Here is a 22,430-nt window from a genome sequence, read left to right on the forward strand (position 1 = left end):
CTCCCTTCCTAGAGCCCGAGCACCTCGTCCATCGTGTAACGCCCTGCGGGCTTGCCGATCAGCCATTCAGCCGCGCGCACCGCGCCGCGCGCGAAGATACTGCGGTCTTCGGCGCTGTGCGCCAGCGTGATACGCTCGTCCTCGCCTGCCAGGATGACGCTGTGTTCACCCGCCACGGTGCCGCCGCGCAGGCTCGCGAAGCCGATCGCGCCTTCCTCGCGCGCGCCGGTATGGCCGTCGCGCCCGCGTTCGGAATGGTCGGCGAGTTCGATCCCGCGCCCCTTTGCCGCCGCTTCGCCGAGCAGCAATGCGGTGCCGCTCGGCGCATCGACCTTGCGGCGGTGGTGCATCTCGAGAATCTCGATGTCCCAATCGGGGCCGAGCCGCGCGGCAGCTTCGCGCACCAGATGCGCCAGCAGCGTCACGCCGAGCGAGGTATTGCCCGTCTGGAGTACGGGAACGACGCGCGCCGCCTCGTCGATCGCGCGATGATGCTTTTCCTCGAGCCCGGTCGTGCCGATGACCATCGGAACACCCGCGCCGATCGCAGCATGAAGATTGGTGCAGAGCGCTGCCGGAGCGCTGAAATCGACCAGTGCCTCGCTCGCATCGGCCAGCTTTTCGGCGCAGCCGCCACGGTCAATGCCGCCCGACAGCTCGTGCCCCGTGGCGGCGATTACATGGGCCAGCGCGTGGCCCATCGCGCCTTCGCTGCCGATTATCCCGATCCGCGCCATTCTGTCTCCCTGCCGGTCACGATCCAAGGCCGGTCTTTGACTTGCCCTACCGCATCGCTACTTGAAGGCAAATGAGCGAGATGCGCAACATCGTGATCCTGACCGGGGCGGGGATTTCCGCCGAAAGCGGGATCGACACCTTTCGCGATGCCGGCGGCCTTTGGGAACAGCACAAGGTGGAGGACGTAGCCACGCCCGAAGCCTTCGCGCGCGATCCCGACCTGGTTCTGCGCTTCTACGACCAGAGGCGCGAGGCGATCCAGGCCAAGCAGCCCAACGCCGCGCACGAGGCGCTCGCCCGGCTCGATGCCGCGTGGGAGGGCGAATTGCTGATCGTGACGCAGAATGTCGACGATCTGCACGAACGCGCCGGGGCCAGCCGGGTGCTGCACATGCACGGCACGCATCTCAACGCCTGGTGCACCGCTTGCGACACGCGCTCGCGCTGGACCGGGACGTTGATCGACCGGCCCGGATGCCCCGTCTGCGGCACGCCCGCGCTGCGCCCCGATGTCGTATGGTTCGGCGAAATGCCCTACGAGATGGACCGCATTCACGCCGCGCTGCGGCAGGCGGACCTGTTCGTCAGCATTGGCACTTCGGGGGCGGTCTATCCCGCCGCCGGCTTCGTCGAGAATGCCCGTGCGCTGCGCATCCGCACGCTCGAGCTCAATCTCGAGCCGAGCATGGGCTCGCGCTGGTTCCACGAATCGCGTCACGGCCCGGCGACGCAGATCGTGCCGCGCTGGGTGGAGGAACTTCTAGCCGGCTGACCCGCAGGCCCGGCACTCCGGGTCCTTGGCGATGGTGAAGCTGCGCATTGCCGGGGCGAGGCCGTCGAGCAAGTGGACGCGGCCCCAGTCGGCCTCGCCCAGCGCGCTGACGTCCTTGAGCAGGATGCGCACCGCCTGCAGCGCGGCGAAGGTCGCAACCCATCCCGCCATCGCGCCGAGCATGCCGTCCTCGGCGCAGGTGTCGCAATCCTCGGCATCGAAGGCGTCGCCGACGAAACAGCGGTAGCAGGGCTGGTCGGGCAGGTGCCCGGCGAAAGCGCCCACCTGGCCCTGGAAGCGCCCCACCGCGGCCGAAAGCAGCGGCACGCGTTCGGCCACGCAAGCATCGGAAACCGCGAGGCGAGTGGCGAAATTGTCGGTCCCGTCGAGCACCAGGTCGGCGCCCACCGCCAGCTCGTGCGCATTCCCGGCGGTTATGCGCCGGTCGCTGATCGCGACATCGAGCGCGGGGTCGAAACCCGTCACCCAGCGCTTGGCGATCACCGCCTTGCCGTGGCCGACATCGCGCGCGTTGTAGAGCGTCTGGCGCTGGAGATTGCTCGCATCGACGCGGTCGTCGTCGACCAGCGTGAGCCTGCCGATTCCCGCGCCCGCGAGATATTGGAGGGCGGGGCTGCCGATCCCGCCGAGCCCGACCAGCACCAGGTGCTTGCCCGCCAGCGCGACCTGGCCCGCGCCGCCGATCTCGGGCAGAACGATGTGGCGCGCGAAGCGTTCGAGGCGGTCGGGCTCGAGGCTCATTCGGAACCGCCCCCGTTCTCGGGCAGCCGCTCGCGGCGGAAGCCGTGCATGCCGTGCCACCATTGCAGCGCGATCACGCCCCCCTTGGCGGGCTGCAGAGTCAGCAGCATGAAGATGACGGCGAGCGGCAGGATGATGGCAAGGATCGCCATGGTCGAAAGCGCGAAGTCGCTGACCAGCATGATCAGCACCGGGGCGAGCAGGTGGCCGGTGACGAAGATCGAGACATAGGCGGGAAAATCGTCCGCACGCTGCCCCGAGATGTCGAGCGCGCAACAGGGGCAGGTGTCGACCGGCTTGAGCCAGGCGCGGAACAGCCGCCCCTCGCCGCAGCGCGGGCAACGGCAGCGCGCCCCGCGCAGCAGCGCGGCGGCGAAGGAATGGGGCAGCGCCACTTCGGTACGCGGCGGGTTTCGGGGTTCGTGCATGACGCGTGGCTCTTTGACGCCTCGCACGCCGCCTGTCGACAGGTCTGTGCATGGACCTGTCGGCGGGCGGTGGATGAATTGTAGGGCGGAGCCGCAGGGTTGCGGAGTTTTCCCGTCAGCTTTCGAGCTGTCTCAACAGGCTGCGCACATCGCCGTCCATGTCGGCATCGCGCTGGCGCAAGTCTTCGATCAGGCGGACGGCGTGGATCACGGTCGAATGGTCGCGCCCGCCGAACTTGCGCCCGATTTCGGGATAGCTGCGCGGGGTAAGCACCTTGGAGAGGTACATCGCCACCTGCCGCGGACGGACCACCGCGCGCGCGCGGCGCTTGCTGCTCATTTCCGAGCGGTCGATGCGGTAGAACTGGCACACGGTGCGCTGGATCTCGTCGATCGTGATCCGGCGGCGGTTGGCCGAAAGGATGTCGGTCAGCTGTTCCTCGGCTAGCTGGAGCGAGACTTCCTGCCCCGTCAGCTGGGCATAGGCGATCAGCTTGTTGAGCCCGCCGACCAGTTCGCGAACGTTGCGCGTGATCGTGCGGGCGAGGAATTCGAGCACGTCGCCGGGCACTTCGAGCGGGGCGAAACGCGCCAGCTTGGAAGTGAGGATCTTCTTGCGCAGTTCGATATCGGCCGCCTGGATATCGGCGACGAGGCCCATCGACAGGCGCGAGAGGAGGCGCGGTTCGACTCCGTCGAGCGCTTGCGGCGCGCGGTCGGCGGCGAAGACCAGCCGCTTGCCCTCTGCGAGCAGTGCGTCGATCGTGTAGAGCAGCTCTTCCTGCGCCGACGCCTTGCCGATGATGAACTGGATGTCGTCGACCAGCAGCAGGTCGAAGCTGCGCAGCCGCGCCTTGAACTCGAGCATCTGGTTGGCTTTGAGCGCCTGGACGAATTCGACCATGAATCGTTCGGCGCTGCAGTAGAAGATGCGGCTGCGCGGATGCGCTTGCAGGAAGGCATGACCGATCGCGTGAAGCAGGTGCGTCTTGCCCTGACCGGTGGCGGCCTTGAGGTAGAGCGGCGAGAACTGCGGTTTTTCGGTCGCGCCCATGCGCTGCGCAGCGTTGAAGGCGAGCACATTGGCTTCGCCGGTAATGAAGGCGGCGAAGGTCAGGCTAGGATCGAGTCCGACCGAGCTGGTGAAGCCGGCATCGCCGAGCGTGTCGGCACCGATCGCCATCATCGAGGTGTCGGCGCCATCGTTGGCGGCGCGGCGCCCGTCCGAATGCAGGCGAAGGTCGGCGATCTGGCGGCGGCCCGGGTGGACCTGGATGCGCACGTCGCGCACTTCGCTGCGGGCAATCTTCCACGCCAGGCTGAGCCGGTCGGCGAAGCGATCCTTGACCCAATTGGCGCTGAATTCGGTCGGCAGAAAAAGGTCGAGCGTGCCGGTGGCCTTGTCGATCCCGCCGACCTGAATCGGTTTGATCCACTGGCTGTGAAGCTGGTGACCGAGATCCTTTCGCAGGCCCTGGCTGATGTCAGCCCAGTCCGCCGCGAGGTTCACCGCTTCCTGATCTTCCATCAAATCGTCCTGTGCCTTGTGCGCGCCAATGTCCGATGTCTTACGCATTCACCAATCACCCCCGGTCGGTTCTCAATGCCGACTGCTATGTTTCTCACTATTGGCAAGTCCGGGCACAGTTCCGCCCGCTCCGGAAAACGATGTTTCCCGAAGGTTCCCCAATCGTCGACTGTCTAAGAGCCCAAGCTGTCCCGCCTCGAGCCGAGGACGATTGTGTAAGTCGCACTCCGGATGAGTCGCAAGGGGGATAACTGCAAAAAATATGAAATATAGTTGTTGACTCGGGTGTAAGCCGCAGGCCTGCGTTCAACCCCATGAATTCATTCGAATTCACGCGATTTCGGTCAGCGAATCGTGGGTTTTCTTGGGTTTATGTTGCGGGCCCGTTTCAGGTCGGTATCGGAACGCAACTGGAATACGACAAAGGGGCCGCCGGTTCGACCGGCAGCCCCTTGTGTGTTCGGCAAGCCGGTCGGCGACCGGCGCGCACTCAGAGAGCGGAGACGCGCTTCGTCAGGCGGCTCATCTTGCGTGCCGCGGTGTTCTTGTGCAGCACGCCGCGAGCGACACCGCGAGCCAGTTCGGGCTGGGCGGTCTTGAGTGCAGCCTGGGCGCCATCCTTGTCGCCGCCTTCGATCGCGACTTCCACCTTCTTGAGGAAGTTGCGGATGCGGCTCATGCGGGCGCCGTTGATTTCGGCGCGCTTCTCGTTGCGGCGGATGCGCTTCTTGGCTTGCGGCGTATTGGCCATGTCTGTCCTCGTCAGGCCGCACGGCGTGCGCGGCGGAAAATCTTGTACAATGCGTGCGAAAGGGCGGCATGGGCCGCCGGAAAGCGGCGCACTTAGCGGCGCCCTCCCGAATCGTCAAGCAAATCGTCTATCGCTTGCGGAACCGCGTGCACGGGCTCCGGTTGCCGTTATATGGGAAGGCGACAGGAAAGGACAAGCCGTGCCCGACAAGCCCGAACTCAGCGATGCCGAATGGCGCGAGAAGCTCACTCCCGAGCAGTATCACATCCTCCGCGAGGCGGGCACCGAACGCGCCTTCACCGGACGCTATGACAAGCATTACGAGGCAGGCGAATACTACTGTGCCGGGTGCGGGCAGAAGCTGTTCGAGAGCGGGACCAAATACAACAGCGGCTGCGGTTGGCCGGCCTTCACCGCGCCCGCCGAGGGAGAGGCGGTGGACGAGCATCGCGACACGTCGCACGGGATGATTCGTACCGAAGTGACCTGTGCCAATTGCGGTGGACATCTCGGCCACGTCTTTCCCGATGGCCCGCCCGATCGCGGGGGCATGCGCTATTGCATCAATTCCGCAGCGCTCGATTTCGAACCCGAAGATTGATAGCCCGTTGCCGATCGCGCCGTGTTCACGCGGCGTTAGACCTCGCCATGCAAGATTGTGGCAACTATAGGGCGGCGAGCAACAAGGATGCCTGCGTAAAAGATGGATAAGAGAGGGAGCCGCCGCAAGCGCTCGGCGCGCAAGGATCGCGCTGCACGGGCCGCCGCGGACACACCGCAAAGCCGCTTCAAGCTTTGGGCCCGCCGCCTGCTACTCTGGGGCGGCGCATTGGCTCTGCTGGTGGCGCTGTTCGTCGGTCTCGCGGTCGCTTTCGCGGCACGTTCGATGCCGAACTACTACCAGCTCAAGGCGACGCAGACGGCGCAGACGATCGTCGTGCGCGCGCGCGACGGCACCGAGATCGTCGAACTGGGTCCGAGCTTTGGCAAGTGGCTCGACGCCGACGAGATCCCGCAGGTGATGAAGGATGCGATGGTCTCGGTCGAGGACCGGCGGTTCTATTCGCATCTCGGCATCGACCCGTGGCGCACAACCGGGGCGATCATCGAAGGGATTACGGGTTCGCGCGAGCGTGTCGGCGGGACCTCGACGATCACCCAGCAGCTGGCGCGCAACGTCTTCCTCAACAACAACCGCTCGCTCGATCGCAAGCTGCGCGAGGCGGTTCTGGCAATGGCGCTGGAATGGAAGTTCTCTAAGGAACAGATCCTCGAGCTCTATCTCAACAAGGTCTATTTCGGCGGTGGAGCCTACGGCATCGATTCGGCCAGCCGCAAGTTCTTCAGCCATCCGGCAACCGATCTGTCGGTTGCCGAAGCGGCGATCATCGCCGGACTGGTCAAGGCGCCGAGCCGCTATTCTCCCACGGCCGATGTCGATGCCGCGGTGGGCCGCGCCAGCGTGGTCTTGCGGCTGATGAAGGAACAGGGGCGTATCGCGCCCGACGTCACGGTCGATCCGAGCGCGGTCAAGCTCAAGGAAGAGGCCGGCCAGAATTCGGTCCGCTATTTCACCGACTGGGCGCTGCCGCAGCTCGACCTGCTGCTGCCCGATACGACCGAGCCGATCGAGGTCTGGACCACGCTCGATGTCGGCATGCAGCGCGCGGCGACCGCATCGATCAAGTCGAACACGCCCGCGGGAGCGCAGGGCGCGCTGGTCAGCATGGATCGCGACGGCGCCGTTCTCGCCCTGGTCGGCGGCACCGATTATGTCGAAACGAACTACAACCGCGCCACCGATGCGTTGCGCCAGCCCGGTTCGGCGTGGAAGCTGTTCGTCTATCTCGCCGCGCTCGAGGCGGGCTATACGCCCGACGACCGGGTGGTCGATACGCCGGTCACGATCAACGGCTGGAGCCCGCGCAATTCGAGCGGGCGCAATGTCGGCGAGATCGACCTGCGCACGGCCTTCGCCTATTCGATCAATACGGTCGCGGCGCAGCTGGGTAACGAGGTCGGCTTCGGCACGGTCGCCTCGATGGCCCGGCGCTTCGGCATCTCTACCGAAATCAACACCTACCCCGCCATGGTGCTGGGATCGAACGAGGTCCGCCTGATCGACATGACCCGCGCCTTCGCGGCGGTTTCGGCGGGCGGCAATTCGGTCGAACCCTATGGCATCCTGAAAGTGGAAACCGCCGAGGGCGACCTGCTCTATCGTCACGAGCAGGCCCGCAGCACGCAACTGGTCCCCGACTACGTCGCGGCCGGCATTACCGACCTGTTGCAGACGGCGGTGGCCACGGGAACCGGCCGCGCGGCGCAGATCGGGCGCCCGGTGGCGGGCAAGACCGGTACCACCAGCTCGAACAAGGACGGCTATTTCGTTGGCTTTTCCTCGGGCATCACCACGGGGGTCTGGATGGGCCGTGACGACAACGCCCGCGTCGCGGGGCTCGCCGGTGGCACCGCTCCGGCACGCGCCTTTGCCGCCTATATGCGCTATGCGGTCAAGGATCGCCCGGTCGAGCAGTTCGACACCGACCTGCAATTGCCCGAATGGCAGCTCGAGCCCGACGACGAGTACATGCTCGGCGACCCCGAGGATTACTATTTCATCGACGAGCAGGGCAATCTGATCGAACCGGGTACCTCCGACCGTCCGCGCCAGGATCCCTTCGGCGACGAGTTCGATCGCACGCTCGATCCGGGGCGCGCGCCGCCGCCGGGACCCAGCGGCCAGCGGGTTCCGTCGCCGACGCAGCGCGGCGCCGATGGCGCACCGCAGGCGGTGGGCGACGATTTCCTCAACGAGGCGACGGGGGCGCGGCGCGACACCAGGCCGCAGCCCACGCCGCGTCCGCAGCCGACGGCCCGACCGGTCGAATAACGATACCCGAAAGAACAGGGCGGCCCCCTCGCATCGAGGGAGCCGCCCTTTTCTTATGGATGGTCCGGCAGCCCGACCGTCAGCGCAGGCGGACGGCGACGTAGGCCGGCGAACGTCCGCGGCGCTGGACGCGCAGCAGCACGGCCTCGCGCTTTTCGCGCTGGGCAGTGCCGATCGCGGCTTCGAGATCGTCGAGCGAGGTCAGGCCGCGATAGTTGGCGGAGAGGATGATATCGCCGCGCTGCAGGCCCTTGCGCGCCGCGTCGGCGTTCTGATCGACCCCGGCAACCACAAGTCCTTGCGTATCGGCGCCAACGCCCAGCTGGCGCGCGATCTGCGGCGTCAGCGGGAGGACCTGCAGGCCGAGCTTCTGCTCGATCACTGCATTTTCGTCGGGCTGCATTTGGTCATCGTCCTCGGCATCGGGGTTGAACTGCTGCTGCTGGCGCAGTTCCTCCTCGCTCGGGCGCTTGCCGACGGTGACGTTGACCCGGCGGGTTTCGCCATTGCGGATCAGCTCGATGGGGACGGTCCTGCCCGGCGCGATATTGGCGACGAGATAGGACAGCGTCTGGTCGGGAGTGACGTCCTTGCCATTGACCTTGGTGACGATGTCGCCCGCACGGATGCCCGCCTTGTCGGCCGGTTCGCCCGGCTGGACCGACTGGATGAACTCGCCGCGATTCTGCGCCATGCCAAGCGAATCGGCGAGGTCGTCGGCGACCGGCTGGATCTGAACGCCGAGATAGCCGCGCTCGATCTCGACCCCGTCGCGCAGCTTCTGCACGATCGGCGCGGCGATTTCGGCGGGGATCGCGAAGCCGATCCCCACACTGCCGCCCGAAGGCGAGAAGATGGCGTTGTTGATGCCGATGACATTGCCCTGCATGTCGAACAGCGGGCCGCCCGAATTGCCGCGGTTGATCGCGGCATCGGTCTGGATGTAGCGATCGTAGGCGCCGCCCTGGCCGGTGTTGCGATAGACCGCCGAAACGATGCCCGAGGTCACCGTGCCGCCGAGGCCGAAGGGGTTGCCGATCGCGACCACCCAATCGCCCGGGCGGGCCTGCGCGCTGTCGCCGAATTCGACGAAGGGGAAGGGAGTGCCGCGGCTGATCTTGAGCACGGCAAGATCGCTCTGCGCGTCGGTGCCCACGAGCTTGGCGGGATAGTCGGTCCCGTCGGGCATGGTGACGGTGATTTCCTCGACCGTCCCCCGGCCGGTGGGGCTGACCACATGGTTGTTGGTCACGATATAACCATCGGCCGAGATGATGAAGCCGCTGCCGAGCGACTGGCCCTCGCGGAACTGCGGCTGCTGCTGGCCGCCGCCACGGCGCTGGCCGAACAGCCCCTCGAAAGGCGTTCCGGCGAAGGGATTGCCGCTGTTGGTCGCGACCTCGATCCGCTGGCGGGTGGAGATGTTGACCACCGCCGGCTGCAATTGCGCGGTCAGGTCGGCGAAGCTGGTCGGGGCGCCGGCGCGCGGCACGACGCGCGCCATGTGGCTGTCGTCGTTCTGGGCGACCTGGGCGCCGGCCGGATAGCCGGTCGCGAGCGAGATGGCGGCGCCGCCCACCAGCAGCGCACTCGTCACGGAATATGCGTATCGCACGGGCTTCACGTCCTTTTCGTCCTCTTCTCTACTGGGCGGGGCTCAGGGTCGCGGCATCGCTACCGCGCCCTTTGCCCTGCGGTCCGGCGAGGCACTGTCTCCCTCGCCGCTGAATGCCGATTGAACGGCAGGGCGCCAGCTCGACGAACGATCAACGCCGCCCGCGGAACTGCCGCAGATACTCATTGTCCGGCGACAGGATGATACTGCTCGCCGCACTGTTCTCCGGATTGGAGAAGGTCGCGTCATAGCTCTGCATCGCGCGGTAGAAATCGTAGAATTCGGCATCCTTGCCGAAGCTGTCGGCATAGATCTTGGCCGCCTGGGCATCGGCATCGGCGCGGATGATGCGGGCGTCGCGGCCACCCTGCGCGCGGATCGTGCGCGCTTCGCGCTCGCGGTCCGATTCCATCCGCCGGAAGGCCGATTGCAGCGGCGCCTCGGGCAGGTCGGTGCGCATGATCTTCACGTCGACGACCTCGGCGCCATACTGGCGCGCCTGGCGGTCGAGATTGGCGCGGACATTGGCCAGCGCATTGCCCCTCTCGGCGGTGAGCATGGCCTGGAAGGTCCGCCGACCGAGTTCCTGGCGCAGCACCGAATTGAGGATCGGCTCGAGCGCGTTGCGCACGCCATCGGTCGATCCCGCGCGTTCGACCATGCGCACCGGATCGGTGATGCGGAAGCGGGCGTAGGCGTTGACCAGCAGACGTTGCTGGTCGGCCGATAGAACTTCCTCGTCCTTCATCTCGAGGTCGAGCAGGCGCTTCTCGATGCGGTTGACGCTCTCGATCAGCGGCACACGGAAATAGAGCCCGGCGCGGGTCTTGCCGTTCGGCGTATTGATCGTGCCGACCGGCTCGCCCGTGCGGATGATGACGACCTGTTCTTCCTCGGGCACGACGAAGGCGCTCATCATGAAGGCGATCACAACCACGCCGAGCGCGATCACCGCGGTGCGGTATTTCTGCAGAAAATCGTTCATCTTACTGGCCCTCCGGCGCGGTCACGACGTTGGCGGGGGCGCTCCTTTGTGCCCGCTTGCGCAGCTCGGGCAGCGGCAGGTAGGGGGTGACATTATTGGACTCGACAATGGTCTTGTCGGTCTGGCTCAAGACCCGCTCCATGGTTTCGTAATAGAGCCGCTGGCGCGTCACCTGCGGCGCGAGGCGGTACTGTTCGTAGACCTTGTCGAAGGCCTCGGCCTCGCCCTCGGCCTGCGCGATAACCTGCTGGGCATAGCCACGCGCCTGGTTGCGCGCGGCATCGGCATTCTGTTCGGCGACCTGCACGTCGCGGAAGGCGTCGACCACCTGCGCCGGCGGGTCGGCCTTCTCGATTTCGACACCGAGCACGCGGATGCCCGCCTGATAGCCATCGAGCGTGCGCTGCATGCGCTCGCGCACGTCCAGCTCGATCGCCGCGCGGCCCTGGCCCGAGAAGGTCTCGTCGAGCTCGGTCTCGGCGACTGAGGCGCGCATCGCGGCTTCCGCGGCGTCGTTGACCGTCTCGATCGGGTCGACCACGCGGAACTTGAAGTCCGCGAGGTCCTTGATGTTCCAGCGCACGATATAGCTGAGGTCGACGAGGTTCTGGTCGCCGGTCAGGATCAGCTTGGCCTGGCTATCGCTACCCGGGATGCGCACGGTGCGCACGCCCTCGACATCCTCGACGTCGACCGTCTCGATCGGGAAGGGCGCGGAGAAATTGAGGCCCGGTTCCATCGTCCGGGTGAAATTGCCGAGCGTCTTGACCACCGCCTTTTCCTGCGCCTCGACCAGGTGGACGCTGGTTGCGAACAGCCCGAACACGACGATGCCCAGCAGCGCGATAGGGAACCAGCTCTTGCCGCCGGGGCGCTGGGGGAAGCGGAAATTGGGTCCTCCCGGTCCGCCACCGCCACTGCGGCGGGGGCCTTCGGGGCCGCGGCTCTTGAAGATATCCTCGATATTGGGCGCGCGGCGACCGCCGTCTCCGCCACCCGGCGGCAACCACGGGTTGCGCGGCCCCTTGGGCTTGTCGCCGCTGTCGCTACCGCCAGCCTGCTCGCCCTCGCCATCATTGCCCGAGCCGCCGCCCCAGGGGCTTTTCTTGCCCGCCATCGCCAGCGCTATCCTCTGTCCGAACCCGTCGAAAATTCTCATGCCATCCCTTATAGGTGTCGTTCTTCGGAAAAACAGGGGTTGCCGCGCGCTTTTCGATGCTACAGCAGCGCGCCCCATGAGTTCGATCGATCCCAAATCGCTTCTGCCCGCCAGTATTGCCGCCCGCGTTTCCGCGCTGACCGTGAAGGATGGCCGGGCCATCGCCGTCATCGACGCGGCGGGGCTGGGCGAAAGCGAGCGCGCCGAGATCGAGCGCGCGGTGACCGACATTCTCTCGGCACGCGACGATATTTCGCAGGTGCATGTGGCGATGACCGCCGAACGCACGCAGCGCCGGCTGATCGCGGTCGGCAGCGGCAAGGGCGGGGTCGGCAAGTCGACGCTGACCGCCAATCTTGCAATTGCGCTGGCCCGCCGCGGGCACAGGGTCGGGCTGGTCGATGCCGACATCTACGGCCCCTCGCAGCCGGTCATCCTCGGCAACCAGGGCACCAAGCCGGTTGCGCGCGACGAAAAGCTTGTTCCGGTGGAGAGCGCTTTCGAAATTCCGGTGCTGTCGATGGGCCATCTGGTCGAACCGGGGCGTGCGCTCGCCTGGCGCGGGCCGATGGCGGGCAATGCGCTGTCGCAGCTGGTCGATGCGCATTGGGGCGATGTCGACACGCTGCTGGTCGATCTGCCGCCGGGGACGGGCGACGTCCAGCTGACGATGCTCCAGCGCTTCAAGCCGATGGGCGCCATCCTGGTCTCGACCCCGCAGGACCTCGCACTCATCGATGCCGCGCGCGCCGGGCAGCTGTTCGACCAGGCCGGCGTTCCGGTGATCGGCCTGGTCGAGAACATGGCGGGCTACGCCTGCCCGCATTGCGGCGAGCTGTCCGACCCCTTCGGCAAGGGCGGGGTGGAGGCCGCTGCCGCGCGGCTCGAGCTGCCCTTCCTCGGGCGCATACCGCTCGACCTTGCGATCCGCGAGGGGAGCGACCGGGGCAAGCCACCCGCTGCCGATGACGGCGCGCTGGGCTCGCCTTTCCACGAAATCGCCGCCAGGGTCGACGCATGGATTGGCGAGAACAGCTAGACCGGCTTCCCGTCACGCGGCGTCAGCTTATCGCAGGCGCGGCGGCCGGTGGCGGACTCGCGGTCGCCTGGTGGCTCTGGCCGCGCCATTACTCCAGCCCGCTCGTCCCGGGACCCGGTGAGCGCGCATTCGGCGGCTGGATCACCATCGGCACGGATGGCGTGATAACGGTGGCTGTGCCCCAGCTCGAGATGGGGCAGGGGGTGACAACGGTACTTGCGCAGGTCGCGGCGGTCGAACTGGGGGCGGACTGGCGCCAGGTGGGTATCGAACCCGTGCCGCCTTCGGGGCTCTACGCCAATCTCCCGCTGGCGGCGAAATGGGCTCCGCTATGGTCGCGCCTGCCGGGGTTGGCGGACGATCCCGACAGCCGGCTGGCGAAAAGCTTCGCCCGTTCGAACGCCTTCGCCGCTACCGCAGATGGCACCTCGCTGGCTGCCTACGAGCAGCCGCTGCGCGAAGCGGCGGCGAGCGCCCGCGCACTGCTGGCCATGGCGGCGGCAGACCGGTGGGACGTCGATTGGGAGGAGTGCGAGGTCGAGCAGGGTCTGGTTCGCCATGGCGGTCGGCAGCTCGATTTCGGCGCATTGGTCGAAGAGGCGGCCGAACTCGATCCGCCCGACCCGCCGCCCCTGCGGGTGATGCCTGCAAGCGAGGAGGCCTCTCCCGCAGCGGCCGAACTCGCGCCGACCTATCCGCGGCTCGACCTGCCCGCCAAGGTCGACGGCAGCTTCCTGTTCGCGGGCGACATCCGCCTGCCGAACATGGTCTTTGCCTCGATCCGCCACGGACCGCTCGGCCAGCCCGACCTTGCCCGTTTCGATGCCGCCGCGGTCACCGATATGAAAGGGCTCGTCGCGGTGGTGAAATCCCGGCGCTACCTCGCCGCGGTGGGCGAGAGCTGGTGGGTCGCCGAACAGGCGCTCAAGGCGATGCGCCCGACTTTCGCCGGGCCAGGCGCGGTCGAGAGCGCCGGTGCGCTGCAGGCGCTCGATGCGGCGCTCGGCGAAGGCGAGGCCCAGCGTGTCGTTGATCAGGGTGATGCCGACGACCTGCTCGCGCGGCCCGACTATGCGCAGGATTATGCGGTCGCCCCCGCAGTCCATGCCACTATCGAGACCGCCAGCGCCACCGCGCGTTTCGACGGCGGCAAGCTCGAATTGTGGATTGCGGCACAAGCCCCCGAACTGACGCGCCGAGCGGCAGCCAAGGCGATCGGCATAGCGCCGCAGGATGTGGTGCTTTACCCGACGGCCGCGGGTGGCAGTTTCGACGCCAGGCTTGAGCGGCGCCATGCGATCGAGGTGGCGCAGATCGCCAGGGAGGTCGGGCGCCCTGTCCAGCTGACCTGGCCGCGCGTCCAGGAATTCCAGTCGCTCCCCGTGCGGCCGGCAATCAGCGCCCGGTTGGAAGCGGGCTTCGAGCCGGCGAGCGGCGGACGGATCGCGGCCTGGCGTGCGCGGCTGGCCATGCCCGCGGCCATGCGCGAGTTCGGCCTGCGGTTGTTCGACAACAAGACCCCGCAGGCGGCGATCGAACACGCTGCGGGCAAGGCCGATGCGCTGGCCTGCGAAGGCGCGGTGCCGCCCTATGCCATCGCCGATCTCGCGATCGATCACGTGCCGGTGAGCCTGCCTTTCCCGAGCGGGCGGATGCGCGGCAATGCGATGGCCTATACCGCCTTCTTTACCGAAAGTTTCATCGACGAACTGGCCGAGCGCGCGGGCCGCGACCCCTTTCTCTATCGCATGGAGATGCTCGGCAAGAGCCCCCGCATGGCCGATTGCCTGCGGCGTGCGACGCGGCTGGCGAGCTGGGACGGCGGGCGCCGGGGAACCGGACAGGGGCTGGCCATGGTCAGGGTCGGCACGCCCGATGCCGGGGGGCGAATCGCCTGTGTGGCACAGGCTGCGCTGGCCGAGGGCGGAGTGCGCGTCACCCGCTTCCATGTCGCGGTCGACATCGGCCGGGTCGTCAACCACGACATTGCGCGGCAGCAGATCGAGGGCGGGCTGATCTTCGGCCTGTCGCTCGCGACCGGATCGAGCGTGGCCTATGAAGATGGCAAGCCGGTTCCCAATACGCTCGCCGGCCTGTCGCTGCCGACGCTGGCCGATTGTCCGGACATGGTGATCGAATTCCTTCCCAGCGAGGCGCCACCTTTCGATCCGGGGGAACTCGGCGTGGCAGTTGCGCCGCCGGCGATCGCAAATGCACTTTACTCTGCCACCGGCGTGCGCTTTCGCCGCCTGCCATTGCTTTCGGAGGGCCTATGACCTGGCAGAGACAGAATCCACCCGCCGACCATCCGCCGGTTACCTCGGGGCGCGTCGGCGTGCTCCTGGTCAATCTCGGTACGCCCGATGCGCCCGAGCCGGGCCCGGTGAGGCGCTATCTTGCCGAGTTTCTGTCCGACCGGCGCGTCGTCGAGCTCCCTGCGCTCGTGTGGCAGCCGATCCTGCGCGGCATCATCCTCAACACACGCCCGAAGAAAAGTGCGCATGCCTACAGCCAGGTGTGGACCGAGCGGGGTTCGCCGCTGGCGGCGATCACGCGGGCTCAGGCCGAGGCGATGCAGGAACGGCTGGGCGCCGACGTCATGGTCGACTGGGCGATGCGCTACGGCACCCCGTCGATCCCCGACCGCATCCAGTCGCTTATGGATGCGGGGTGCGAGCGCATCCTGCTCGCGCCGCTCTATCCGCAGTACAGTGCGGCGACGACGGCGACCGTTGTGGACAAGGCTGCGGAGAAGCTGCGGACAATGCGTTGGCAACCCGCGCTGCGAACGCTGCCGCCCTATCACGACGATCCCGCCTATATCGATGCTCTCGCCAGCGATCTTGCGCGCCAGCTCGATGCGCTCGATTTCGTCCCCGAACTGCTGTTGCTGAGCTTCCACGGCATGCCCGAGCGCACGCTGCATCTGGGCGATCCCTATCATTGCCATTGCCGCAAGACCGCGCGGCTGGTGGAGGATAAGCTCGCCCGACCAGGCCTGCGCCTGCGCACCAGCTTCCAGTCGCGCTTCGGGCGTGCCAAATGGCTCGAACCGGCGACCGATGCAGTGATCGAGGAGGAAGCGAAGGCCGGGACGAAGCGTCTCGCCATTGCCGCGCCGGGCTTTTCGGCCGACTGCCTCGAGACGCTCGAGGAGCTGGCGATCCAGGGGCGTGACCAGTTCACCGCAGCCGGGGGCGAGCATTTCGCCGCACTGTCCTGCCTCAATACCTCCCATGCCGGAATTGCCATGCTCGAAACCTTGCTGCGGCGCGAGCTTGGAGGCTGGATTCAAGGCTAGAAATTACTTACATCGAGGTAAGTTGTCAGGAGCTACCGATGGCCACGCTTGCCGCCCACCAGCCGACCGAAGCCGCGCCCACGCATTGGACCGAGGGCAATCCCGATGCGCACGCGCTCGCGCATATCCCGGGAGAAAAGGGCTGGCCGCTGGTCGGCAACACTTTCCGCATGCTCGCCGATCCGCACGGCATGGCCAAGGCGATGGTGGAAAAATACGGCAAGGTTTACAAGAACAAGGCTTTCGGCGGCTGGAACGTCGCGCTGATCGGTGCCGATGCCAACGAGCTGGTGCTGTTCGACCGCGACAAGCTGTTTTCTTCCGAGCAGGGCTGGGGCCCGATCCTCGACAAGCTGTTCCCGCGCGGTCTGATGCTGATGGATTTCGACCATCACCGCGCCGACCGCCGCGCGCTCTCGATTGCCTTCAAGCCGGGGCCGATGCGTCATTATTCCGGAGCGCTCAATCGGGGGATCGCCCGGCGGGTAGAAGAATGGGGCGCGGGGCAGATGCGCTTCTACCCGGCGATCAAGGAACTGACGCTCGATCTTGCCGCCGACAGCTTTATCGGCATTCCCTGGGGGCCCGAGGCGGACACGATCAACCGTGCCTTCGTCGATATGGTGCAGGCCAGCGTCGCGCCGGTGCGCAAGCCGCTGCCCTTCACGCAGATGAAGCGGGGGGTCGACGGGCGCGCCTATCTCGTCGACTATTTTACCCGCGAAACCCATCGCCGCCGCGCCGAGGGGGGCGGGCAGGACATGTTCAGCCAGTTCGCCACCGCCGAGTATGACGATGGCAGGCTGATGCCTGTCGACGAGGTGGTCGATCACATGAACTTCCTGATGATGGCCGCGCACGACACCATCACCTCTTCCGCGACCTCGCTGCTGTGGTTGCTGGCCAAGCACCCCGAGTGGCAGGAAAAGTTGCGCGCCGAGGTCGAGGCGGTGACCGGCGGCTCCGATGCTTCGGGCAAGCCGCGCGATCTCGCCTATGAGGATCTCGGCAAGCTCGAGCTGACCGAAATGGCCTTCAAGGAGGCCTTGCGCTTCATTCCCCCGGTGCCCTCGATGCCCCGCCGCGCGCTGCGCGAATTCGAGTTCGGCGGCTATCGCATTCCCGCAGGCACGCCGGTCGGGATCAACATCCACTGGACCCACCACAGCGAGGAATATTGGGACGAGCCCGAAAAGTTCGATCCCCTGCGCTTCACGCCCGACAAGGTAAAGGCCCGCCACAAATACGCCTGGGTCCCCTTCGGCGGCGGCGCACATATGTGCCTCGGCCTGCACTTCGCCTATATGCAGGTGAAGATCCTGATGGCGCAGCTCCTGCCGCGCTACCGCGTCGAACTGACTGGCGGCGATCCCGAATGGCAGGCCTGGCCGATCCCCAAGCCCAGGGACGGGCTCAAGATCGCGCTCAAGCCGCTTTCCTAGTCATTGCGAGGAGCCGCAAGGCTCCGCGGCAATCCAGAAGCGTCCGGACTGGATTGCTTCGCTACGCTCGCAATGACTGATGACGCTCAGAAATCCACCGCGATGCCGTCCTTGACCCAGTCGCCGTAACGGGTCGGGCTCAGCTCTTCTGCGTCCTCGCTCTTCTTCGGCTCGGGCGGAGGGTCGTTGGTCCAATGCGAAGGCTTATCGAAGCCCTGGGGGCGTTTGGTCGCGCGCTCGGTCATGCAGGCAAGATGATGGCGCTGGCGGCTTTGCGCAAGTGCGCGTAAGGCGCGCGTCCAATGGCCCAACCCCAAGGTATCCACGCCCGCCGCGCGGCGCTGCGCCTGCTCGATGCGGTGCTGCGTCGCGGCGAGACGCTCGACATCGCCTTCGCCGGCGCGACCAAGGACCTGCGCAAGTTCGAGGACAAGGCACTCGCCCGCGCGATCGCGAGCGAGGTTCTGCGCTGGCTCACCGATCTCGATGCGCTGATCGACAGCGCAACGACCAGACCGTTGCCCGACGATGCCAAGGCGCGGCAGGTTCTGCGCATGATGCTGGCGCAATGGCTCCGCCTCGGCACGCCGCCGCATGCGGTGGTGGCGACCGGGCTCGACCTGCTCGCCGGCGGGCCGCGCAGGCTGGCACATGGCGTGTTCTCGACGCTGACCAAGCGCGAAGTGGCGCTGCCCGGGGTGCCGACGCTGCCTCCCGAAGTGGCGCAGCGCTGGGGCGAGCGGGCACCGGCCGTGGCCGCAGGACTTGCCGAACCGCCGCCGCTCGACCTCACGCTGCGCGATTCCGCCGAGACCGAGCAGTGGACCGTCCAGCTGTCCGCCGACAGCCTGATGCCCGGCCACCTGCGCCTGCCGCGCGGCGCCAATGTCGAGAAACTGCCCGGGTTCGCCGATGGCGCCTGGTGGGTGCAGGACCTCGCCGCCTCGCTGCCTGCGCGCTTGCTCGGGTCGGGAGAGGGGCGCCACGTGCTCGACCTCTGCGCCGCGCCCGGCGGCAAGACGCTGCAGCTGGCGGCGCAGGGCTGGCAGGTCACCGCGCTCGATATCTCGAAGCGCCGGCTCGACCTGCTCAAGGCCAATCTCAAGCGCACCGGGCTGAAGGCCGGCACCGTCCGCGCCGACGCGCTCAAATGGGAACCGAAGCACCAGTTCGATGCCATCCTCCTCGACGCGCCCTGCACCGCCACCGGTACCGCGCGCCGCCATCCCGATGTGCTCCACCGCATCGGCCCGCGGCAGATCGAGGAAATGGCCGATCTGCAAGCCGCGCTGCTCGACCGCGCGAAAAGCTGGCTCAAGCCGGGCGGCACGCTGGTCTACGCGACCTGCTCGCTCGAGCGCGAGGAGGGCGAGGACCAGGCGAGGGCGGTCGACCTGCCCATCGCGCCGGTATTGGCGGAAGAACTGCCCGCCGGGCTGGCCCCGACCACCGAAGGCTGGCTGCGCACCAATCCCTCCATGCTCGCCGAGTACGGCGGGCTCGACGGCTTTTTCATTGCGCGATGGACGAAGGGCTAGAGGGCTTCCAGCCCGTAGTCGATCCAAGTGCAGGCGCGTCCCGACTGGCGCAATTGCATCGTAACCCTGTTCTCCGTCCCACCGACACGTTCGACCTCGAACGGCACACCCAGTTCGACATAGCGGTCGAAGCGCATCTCGGCCTTGGTCACGCGGAAGGGTGCGCCGCCGCGTAGCAGGCTGGTGAACTGCCGCGCCACCTCGGCAAGGTGCGCTGAGTTTACGTGGTCGCCCGAGCCGTCGAGCCAGGGGTGGGCAGGGGGCATGGCGTTGTCTGCGTCGAGCAGGCCGATCGCCCGGGCACCGTCGAGCGGGCCGAGGAAGGCGAACTCGCTTTCATCCAGGCCGAGCACTTCGGGATCGGCATAGCCGAAACCGGCCGAAGCGACCTTTGCCGACGCCTCTTTGGCCTGGCTCCGCCACTTCTCGAAATCGCGCGTGCGAAACACCACGCCGCGCCCGTCGAGGCGGCAGACAAGCGCGTCCTGCGCATCATAGAGATGTATCGAGAAGCTCTCTTTCCCGTCGATCCGCACGCGCTCGTATCGCCCATGCGCCATGCGGCCGACGCCGGGTTCTCCGCAGGCCCAGCGGGTCCAGGTCAGCGCCGACCATTTGTCGGGATCCCAGCCACCCAGCGCCATGGCGCTTTCGACGCTCAGCCAGTAGCTCGCGGCCTGGATTGCGCCCGGATGGTGCGGTCCGATCGCCGTCCACGGCCACGTCTGCGTGTCCTGCGAACAGGCAAAGGTGACGCTGCCGTCGGCCTCGACGACATGGTCGTGCGTAAATTGCTTGCCCTGTGCTCCCGCCATGGAGCCCAGAATTGCAGAGCACGCGCTTTCCTACAATGGCTCCGCCATGCGATGGTCGCGCCATGCCGCATGGTCGATCCGCACACCCGTTGCCTCTCCGTCAGGAGGCGTCGTGCGGGCCGTGCACTTTTTTCGCAATGGACTGTGTAACAGGCGGTCCATGTCTATGGACTCTCGAGGGGAAATCCTTCCCGTTTCCTACAAGGCCGGAAGCGGGATCAGGCATCGTCCTTGAGGTATTTCTGGAAGCTCTTGCGCAGCTTCATCAGCTTCGGCGGGATGACCGCAAGGCAGTAGGGATTGCGCTGGCCTTCGCCTTCCCAATACTCCTGGTGGTAGTCTTCGGCGGGGTACCATTCGCCGCTTTCGACGGCGGTCACCGCCTCCTGCCCCGGATGCTCGTCGTTCCACCGCGCGATGGCCGCGCAGGCTTCCTCTTCCTGCCCCTCGAGCGGGAAGATCGCACTGCGATACTGCGTGCCGACATCATTGCCCTGGCGGTTCAACTGGGTCGGATCGTGCGTGCCCATGAAGACGTCGTAGAGCTGGGCGAGGGTGATCTGGTCGTCGTCGAAAGTCACGCGTACGCCCTCGGCGTGGCCGGTATCGCCGGTGCAAACCTCCTTGTAGGTCGGATCGGCCTTGTGCCCGCCGATATAACCGCTCTCGACCCCGTCGACGCCGATCACGTCCTTCATCACCGCCTCGGTGCACCAGAAGCACCCGCCCGCGACGATCGCCTGCTGTTTAGCCATGTCACTCGATCTCCTTTGCGCGGAACAGATAGGGAGCCGCTTCGTCCTTGTCATGCGGGCCCAGGAAACTATTCCTTTGCGGGCACGAACAGGGGAGAAATCAATGCGTAAACCGATCACAACCGTGCTTGCCGGTGTAGCACTTGCCGCCGGCGCCGCGCCGCTCGCCGCGCAGGAAGGCGGATCGACCCGCGAGGTGCTCGGTCGCATCCTCGATGTGATTCTGGGGCCGGACAAGCAGCCGCAGGCCGAGCAGGCAGATACTGCCGCCCCCGCGATGGAAACGGTTCTGGCAGCACCTGTCAGGGACGAAGATCGCGCGCGCGACGTCTGGCGCCACCCGGCACAAACGCTCGCCTTCTTCCAGGTCGAGCCGGGGCAGACCGTGGTCGACTACATGCCCGCGGGCGGCTGGTACACGCGGATACTGGTGCCCTACCTGGGACCGCAGGGGCTCTATATCGGCCTGACCCCCGATCCCGCCGCAGCCGACAACGAGGGCAGCGAAAACTACTTCGCCGGGCTTCCCGGCAAGTTCCGCGAAGCAGCGCCCGGCTGGGGGCTTACCGGTGCGCCGATGGCAATCTATGGCTCGCAGGATCTGCCCGCCGAGCTGAAGGGGCAGGTCGACCGCGTGCTGATCTTCCGCGAGATGCACAACCTGCTCCGCTCCGGGGTGATGTATACCGAACTCACCCGCATCCGCGACCTGCTCAAGCCCGGGGGCATGGTGGGTGTCGTCCAGCACCGCGCGAAGGCGGACGCCCCGGCCGACTACACCCTCGGACAGAACGGCTATCTGCGCGAGGCGGATGTCGTCGGACTTATGCGAGCGCACGGCTTTCGCCTCGTCTCGAGCAGCGAAATCAACGCCAATCCGCGCGATACTGCCGACCATTCCCGGGGCGTGTGGGAAATCGCCCCCTCGCTGGGGACCAAGCGCGAGGAGCTCAGGAGCATCGGCGAAAGCGACCGGATGACGCTGCTCTTCGCCAAGGCGTGAACTATGGACAGCCCCGGATCCGCGGCATAGGGCGGCGGGCATGAGAGAACTGACCGTCGCCGTCCTGCAACTGCCGCTCGCTCGCAAGGATGCAGCGGACAATATCGCCGCAGTGTCTGCACTGGTCGAAGAGGCCGCCGCAAAGGGCGCGCAGGTGATCCTGCCGCCCGAGCTGTTTGCAGGCGAGTATTTCTGCCGCGAGGAGGAGGAAGACCTCTTTGCGCTTGCCCACCCCACGGCGGAAAGCCCGAGCGTGCGGGCCATGCAGGACCTCGCGAAGGCGCTCGGTGTGGCGATTCCGACCAGCTTCTTCGAGCGCGACGGGCATCATTACTACAATACGCTCGCGATGATCGGGCCAGACGGCGCGATCATGGGCACCTATCGCAAGAGCCACATCCCCGACGGGCCGGGGTATGAGGAAAAGTACTATTTCCGCCCGGGCAACGACGGGTTCAAGGTGTGGGACGTCTTCGGCGCGCGCATTGGTGTCGGCATCTGCTGGGACCAGTGGTATCCCGAATGCGCGCGGGTGATGGCACTGAAGGGCGCCGAAGTGCTGTTCTATCCGACAGCGATCGGCTCCGAGCCCTATGACGCCGATCTCGACACCAGCCGCATGTGGCGGCGCGCGATGATCGGCCATGCGGTGTCGAACTGCATGCCCGTCTGCGCGGCCAACCGGATCGGCCACGAAGGCCCCGCAGCCCGGCAGCAGAGCTTTTACGGCCACAGCTTCATCTGCGACGAATGGGGCGATCTGACCGAAGAATTCGGCGCCTCGGACAGCGGCGTCCTGGTCGCGACACTCGATCTCGACCGCGCTGCCAGGCACCGCGCGGGCATGGGCTTCTTCCGCGATCGCCGACCGCAGCTCTACGGACGGATCTGCGAGGATATCTGAGC

The 22,430-nt window shown here is 66.7% G+C and carries 21 protein-coding genes; 10 read left to right on the forward strand and 11 right to left on the reverse strand.

The features are described from left to right. Positions 1–8 precede the first annotated feature (8 nt). A complete protein-coding gene (dapB, locus tag ACEQZ0_RS10725; protein ID WP_370190770.1) occupies positions 9–737 on the reverse strand; it encodes a 4-hydroxy-tetrahydrodipicolinate reductase in 729 nt (242 codons plus the stop codon). Positions 738–808: 71 nt separating this feature from the next. On the opposite strand from dapB, the gene ACEQZ0_RS10730 reads away from it, so the two are divergent. Beyond that, a complete protein-coding gene (locus ACEQZ0_RS10730; RefSeq protein WP_370190771.1) occupies positions 809–1,510 on the forward strand; it encodes an NAD-dependent deacylase in 702 nt (233 codons plus the stop codon). On the opposite strand, the gene ACEQZ0_RS10735 is transcribed toward ACEQZ0_RS10730, so the two are convergent. The 4 genes from ACEQZ0_RS10735 to rpsT all read right to left on the reverse strand — a co-directional run bounded on the left by ACEQZ0_RS10735 (position 1,499) and on the right by rpsT (position 4,979). Continuing rightward, the gene (locus tag ACEQZ0_RS10735; protein ID WP_370190772.1) at positions 1,499–2,272 is read right to left on the reverse strand and encodes a ThiF family adenylyltransferase; all 774 of its coding nucleotides are present in this window, start codon (positions 2,270–2,272) and stop codon (positions 1,499–1,501) included. The two genes, ACEQZ0_RS10730 and ACEQZ0_RS10735, sit on opposite strands and share 12 nt — an antisense overlap. Then, the gene (locus ACEQZ0_RS10740) at positions 2,269–2,700 is read right to left on the reverse strand and encodes a DUF983 domain-containing protein (protein WP_370190773.1); all 432 of its coding nucleotides are present in this window, start codon (positions 2,698–2,700) and stop codon (positions 2,269–2,271) included. The genes ACEQZ0_RS10735 and ACEQZ0_RS10740 overlap by 4 nt, the downstream gene beginning before the upstream one ends. A gap of 115 nt (positions 2,701–2,815) precedes the next feature. Then, the gene (gene dnaA / locus ACEQZ0_RS10745) at positions 2,816–4,276 is read right to left on the reverse strand and encodes a chromosomal replication initiator protein DnaA (protein WP_370190774.1); all 1,461 of its coding nucleotides are present in this window, start codon (positions 4,274–4,276) and stop codon (positions 2,816–2,818) included. Positions 4,277–4,718: 442 nt separating this feature from the next. Then, entirely contained in the window at positions 4,719–4,979 is a 261-nt protein-coding gene (gene rpsT / locus ACEQZ0_RS10750) for a 30S ribosomal protein S20 (protein ID WP_370190775.1), read from the reverse strand. A gap of 199 nt (positions 4,980–5,178) precedes the next feature. Here rpsT and msrB point away from each other — a divergent pair, with 199 nt between their 5' ends. Then, positions 5,179–5,580: a peptide-methionine (R)-S-oxide reductase MsrB gene (msrB, locus tag ACEQZ0_RS10755; RefSeq protein ID WP_370190776.1), complete on the forward strand. Its 402-nt coding sequence runs from the start codon at positions 5,179–5,181 to the stop codon at positions 5,578–5,580. A gap of 102 nt (positions 5,581–5,682) precedes the next feature. After that, entirely contained in the window at positions 5,683–7,872 is a 2,190-nt protein-coding gene (locus tag ACEQZ0_RS10760) for a transglycosylase domain-containing protein (protein WP_370190777.1), read from the forward strand. Between the two features lie 79 nt (positions 7,873–7,951). Here ACEQZ0_RS10760 and ACEQZ0_RS10765 read toward each other — a convergent pair whose 3' ends face one another. The 3 genes from ACEQZ0_RS10765 to hflK form a co-directional block, all read right to left on the reverse strand. After that, on the reverse strand, positions 7,952–9,487 hold the full coding sequence (locus tag ACEQZ0_RS10765) for a Do family serine endopeptidase (RefSeq protein ID WP_370190778.1): 1,536 nt from the start codon (positions 9,485–9,487) through the stop codon (positions 7,952–7,954). A 151-nt stretch (positions 9,488–9,638) separates the two neighbouring features. Then, entirely contained in the window at positions 9,639–10,472 is an 834-nt protein-coding gene (hflC, locus tag ACEQZ0_RS10770; RefSeq protein WP_370190779.1) for a protease modulator HflC, read from the reverse strand. Between the two features lies 1 nt (position 10,473). Beyond that, positions 10,474–11,631, reverse strand: a complete 1,158-nt coding sequence (hflK, locus tag ACEQZ0_RS10775) for a protease modulator HflK (RefSeq protein ID WP_370190780.1) — start codon at positions 11,629–11,631, stop codon at positions 10,474–10,476. 76 nt (positions 11,632–11,707) lie between these two features. On the opposite strand from hflK, the gene ACEQZ0_RS10780 reads away from it, so the two are divergent. Genes ACEQZ0_RS10780 through ACEQZ0_RS10795 form a run of 4 tightly spaced genes read left to right on the forward strand, consistent with a single transcriptional unit; the run spans position 11,708 to position 17,413 of the window. Further along, positions 11,708–12,670: an Mrp/NBP35 family ATP-binding protein gene (locus tag ACEQZ0_RS10780; protein WP_370190781.1), complete on the forward strand. Its 963-nt coding sequence runs from the start codon at positions 11,708–11,710 to the stop codon at positions 12,668–12,670. Next, positions 12,649–14,946, forward strand: coding sequence for a molybdopterin cofactor-binding domain-containing protein (locus tag ACEQZ0_RS10785; protein ID WP_370190782.1), 2,298 nt, complete (start codon positions 12,649–12,651; stop codon positions 14,944–14,946). Before ACEQZ0_RS10780 ends, ACEQZ0_RS10785 begins: the two co-directional genes overlap by 22 nt. Further along, positions 14,943–15,971: a ferrochelatase gene (hemH, locus tag ACEQZ0_RS10790; RefSeq protein ID WP_370190783.1), complete on the forward strand. Its 1,029-nt coding sequence runs from the start codon at positions 14,943–14,945 to the stop codon at positions 15,969–15,971. The genes ACEQZ0_RS10785 and hemH overlap by 4 nt, the downstream gene beginning before the upstream one ends. 38 nt (positions 15,972–16,009) lie before the next feature. After that, a complete protein-coding gene (locus ACEQZ0_RS10795) occupies positions 16,010–17,413 on the forward strand; it encodes a cytochrome P450 (RefSeq protein ID WP_370190784.1) in 1,404 nt (467 codons plus the stop codon). 86 nt (positions 17,414–17,499) lie between these two features. Here ACEQZ0_RS10795 and ACEQZ0_RS10800 read toward each other — a convergent pair whose 3' ends face one another. After that, positions 17,500–17,658, reverse strand: coding sequence for a DUF1674 domain-containing protein (locus tag ACEQZ0_RS10800; protein WP_370190785.1), 159 nt, complete (start codon positions 17,656–17,658; stop codon positions 17,500–17,502). A 57-nt stretch (positions 17,659–17,715) separates the two neighbouring features. On the opposite strand from ACEQZ0_RS10800, the gene ACEQZ0_RS10805 reads away from it, so the two are divergent. Next, complete coding sequence (locus ACEQZ0_RS10805) at positions 17,716–18,951, forward strand: RsmB/NOP family class I SAM-dependent RNA methyltransferase (RefSeq protein ID WP_370190786.1); 1,236 nt, start codon at positions 17,716–17,718, stop codon at positions 18,949–18,951. Here ACEQZ0_RS10805 and ACEQZ0_RS10810 read toward each other — a convergent pair. Continuing rightward, positions 18,948–19,766 (reverse strand): hypothetical protein, encoded by an 819-nt coding sequence (locus tag ACEQZ0_RS10810; protein ID WP_370190787.1) that lies wholly within the window; start codon positions 19,764–19,766, stop codon positions 18,948–18,950. The two genes, ACEQZ0_RS10805 and ACEQZ0_RS10810, sit on opposite strands and share 4 nt — an antisense overlap. Positions 19,767–19,984: 218 nt before the next feature. Then, positions 19,985–20,521: a peptide-methionine (S)-S-oxide reductase MsrA gene (gene msrA, locus ACEQZ0_RS10815; RefSeq protein WP_370190788.1), complete on the reverse strand. Its 537-nt coding sequence runs from the start codon at positions 20,519–20,521 to the stop codon at positions 19,985–19,987. Between the two features lie 103 nt (positions 20,522–20,624). On the opposite strand from msrA, the gene ACEQZ0_RS10820 reads away from it, so the two are divergent. Beyond that, positions 20,625–21,524 carry a class I SAM-dependent methyltransferase gene (locus ACEQZ0_RS10820; protein WP_370190789.1) on the forward strand — a complete coding sequence of 300 codons (900 nt, stop codon included), beginning with the start codon at positions 20,625–20,627 and terminating at the stop codon, positions 21,522–21,524. A gap of 40 nt (positions 21,525–21,564) precedes the next feature. Further along, positions 21,565–22,428, forward strand: coding sequence for an N-carbamoylputrescine amidase (gene aguB, locus ACEQZ0_RS10825; RefSeq protein ID WP_370190790.1), 864 nt, complete (start codon positions 21,565–21,567; stop codon positions 22,426–22,428). Positions 22,429–22,430 lie beyond the last annotated feature (2 nt).

Source organism: Qipengyuania sp., from assembly GCF_964227205.1.
In the GTDB taxonomy this organism is placed as follows: Bacteria; Pseudomonadota; Alphaproteobacteria; order Sphingomonadales; family Sphingomonadaceae; genus Qipengyuania.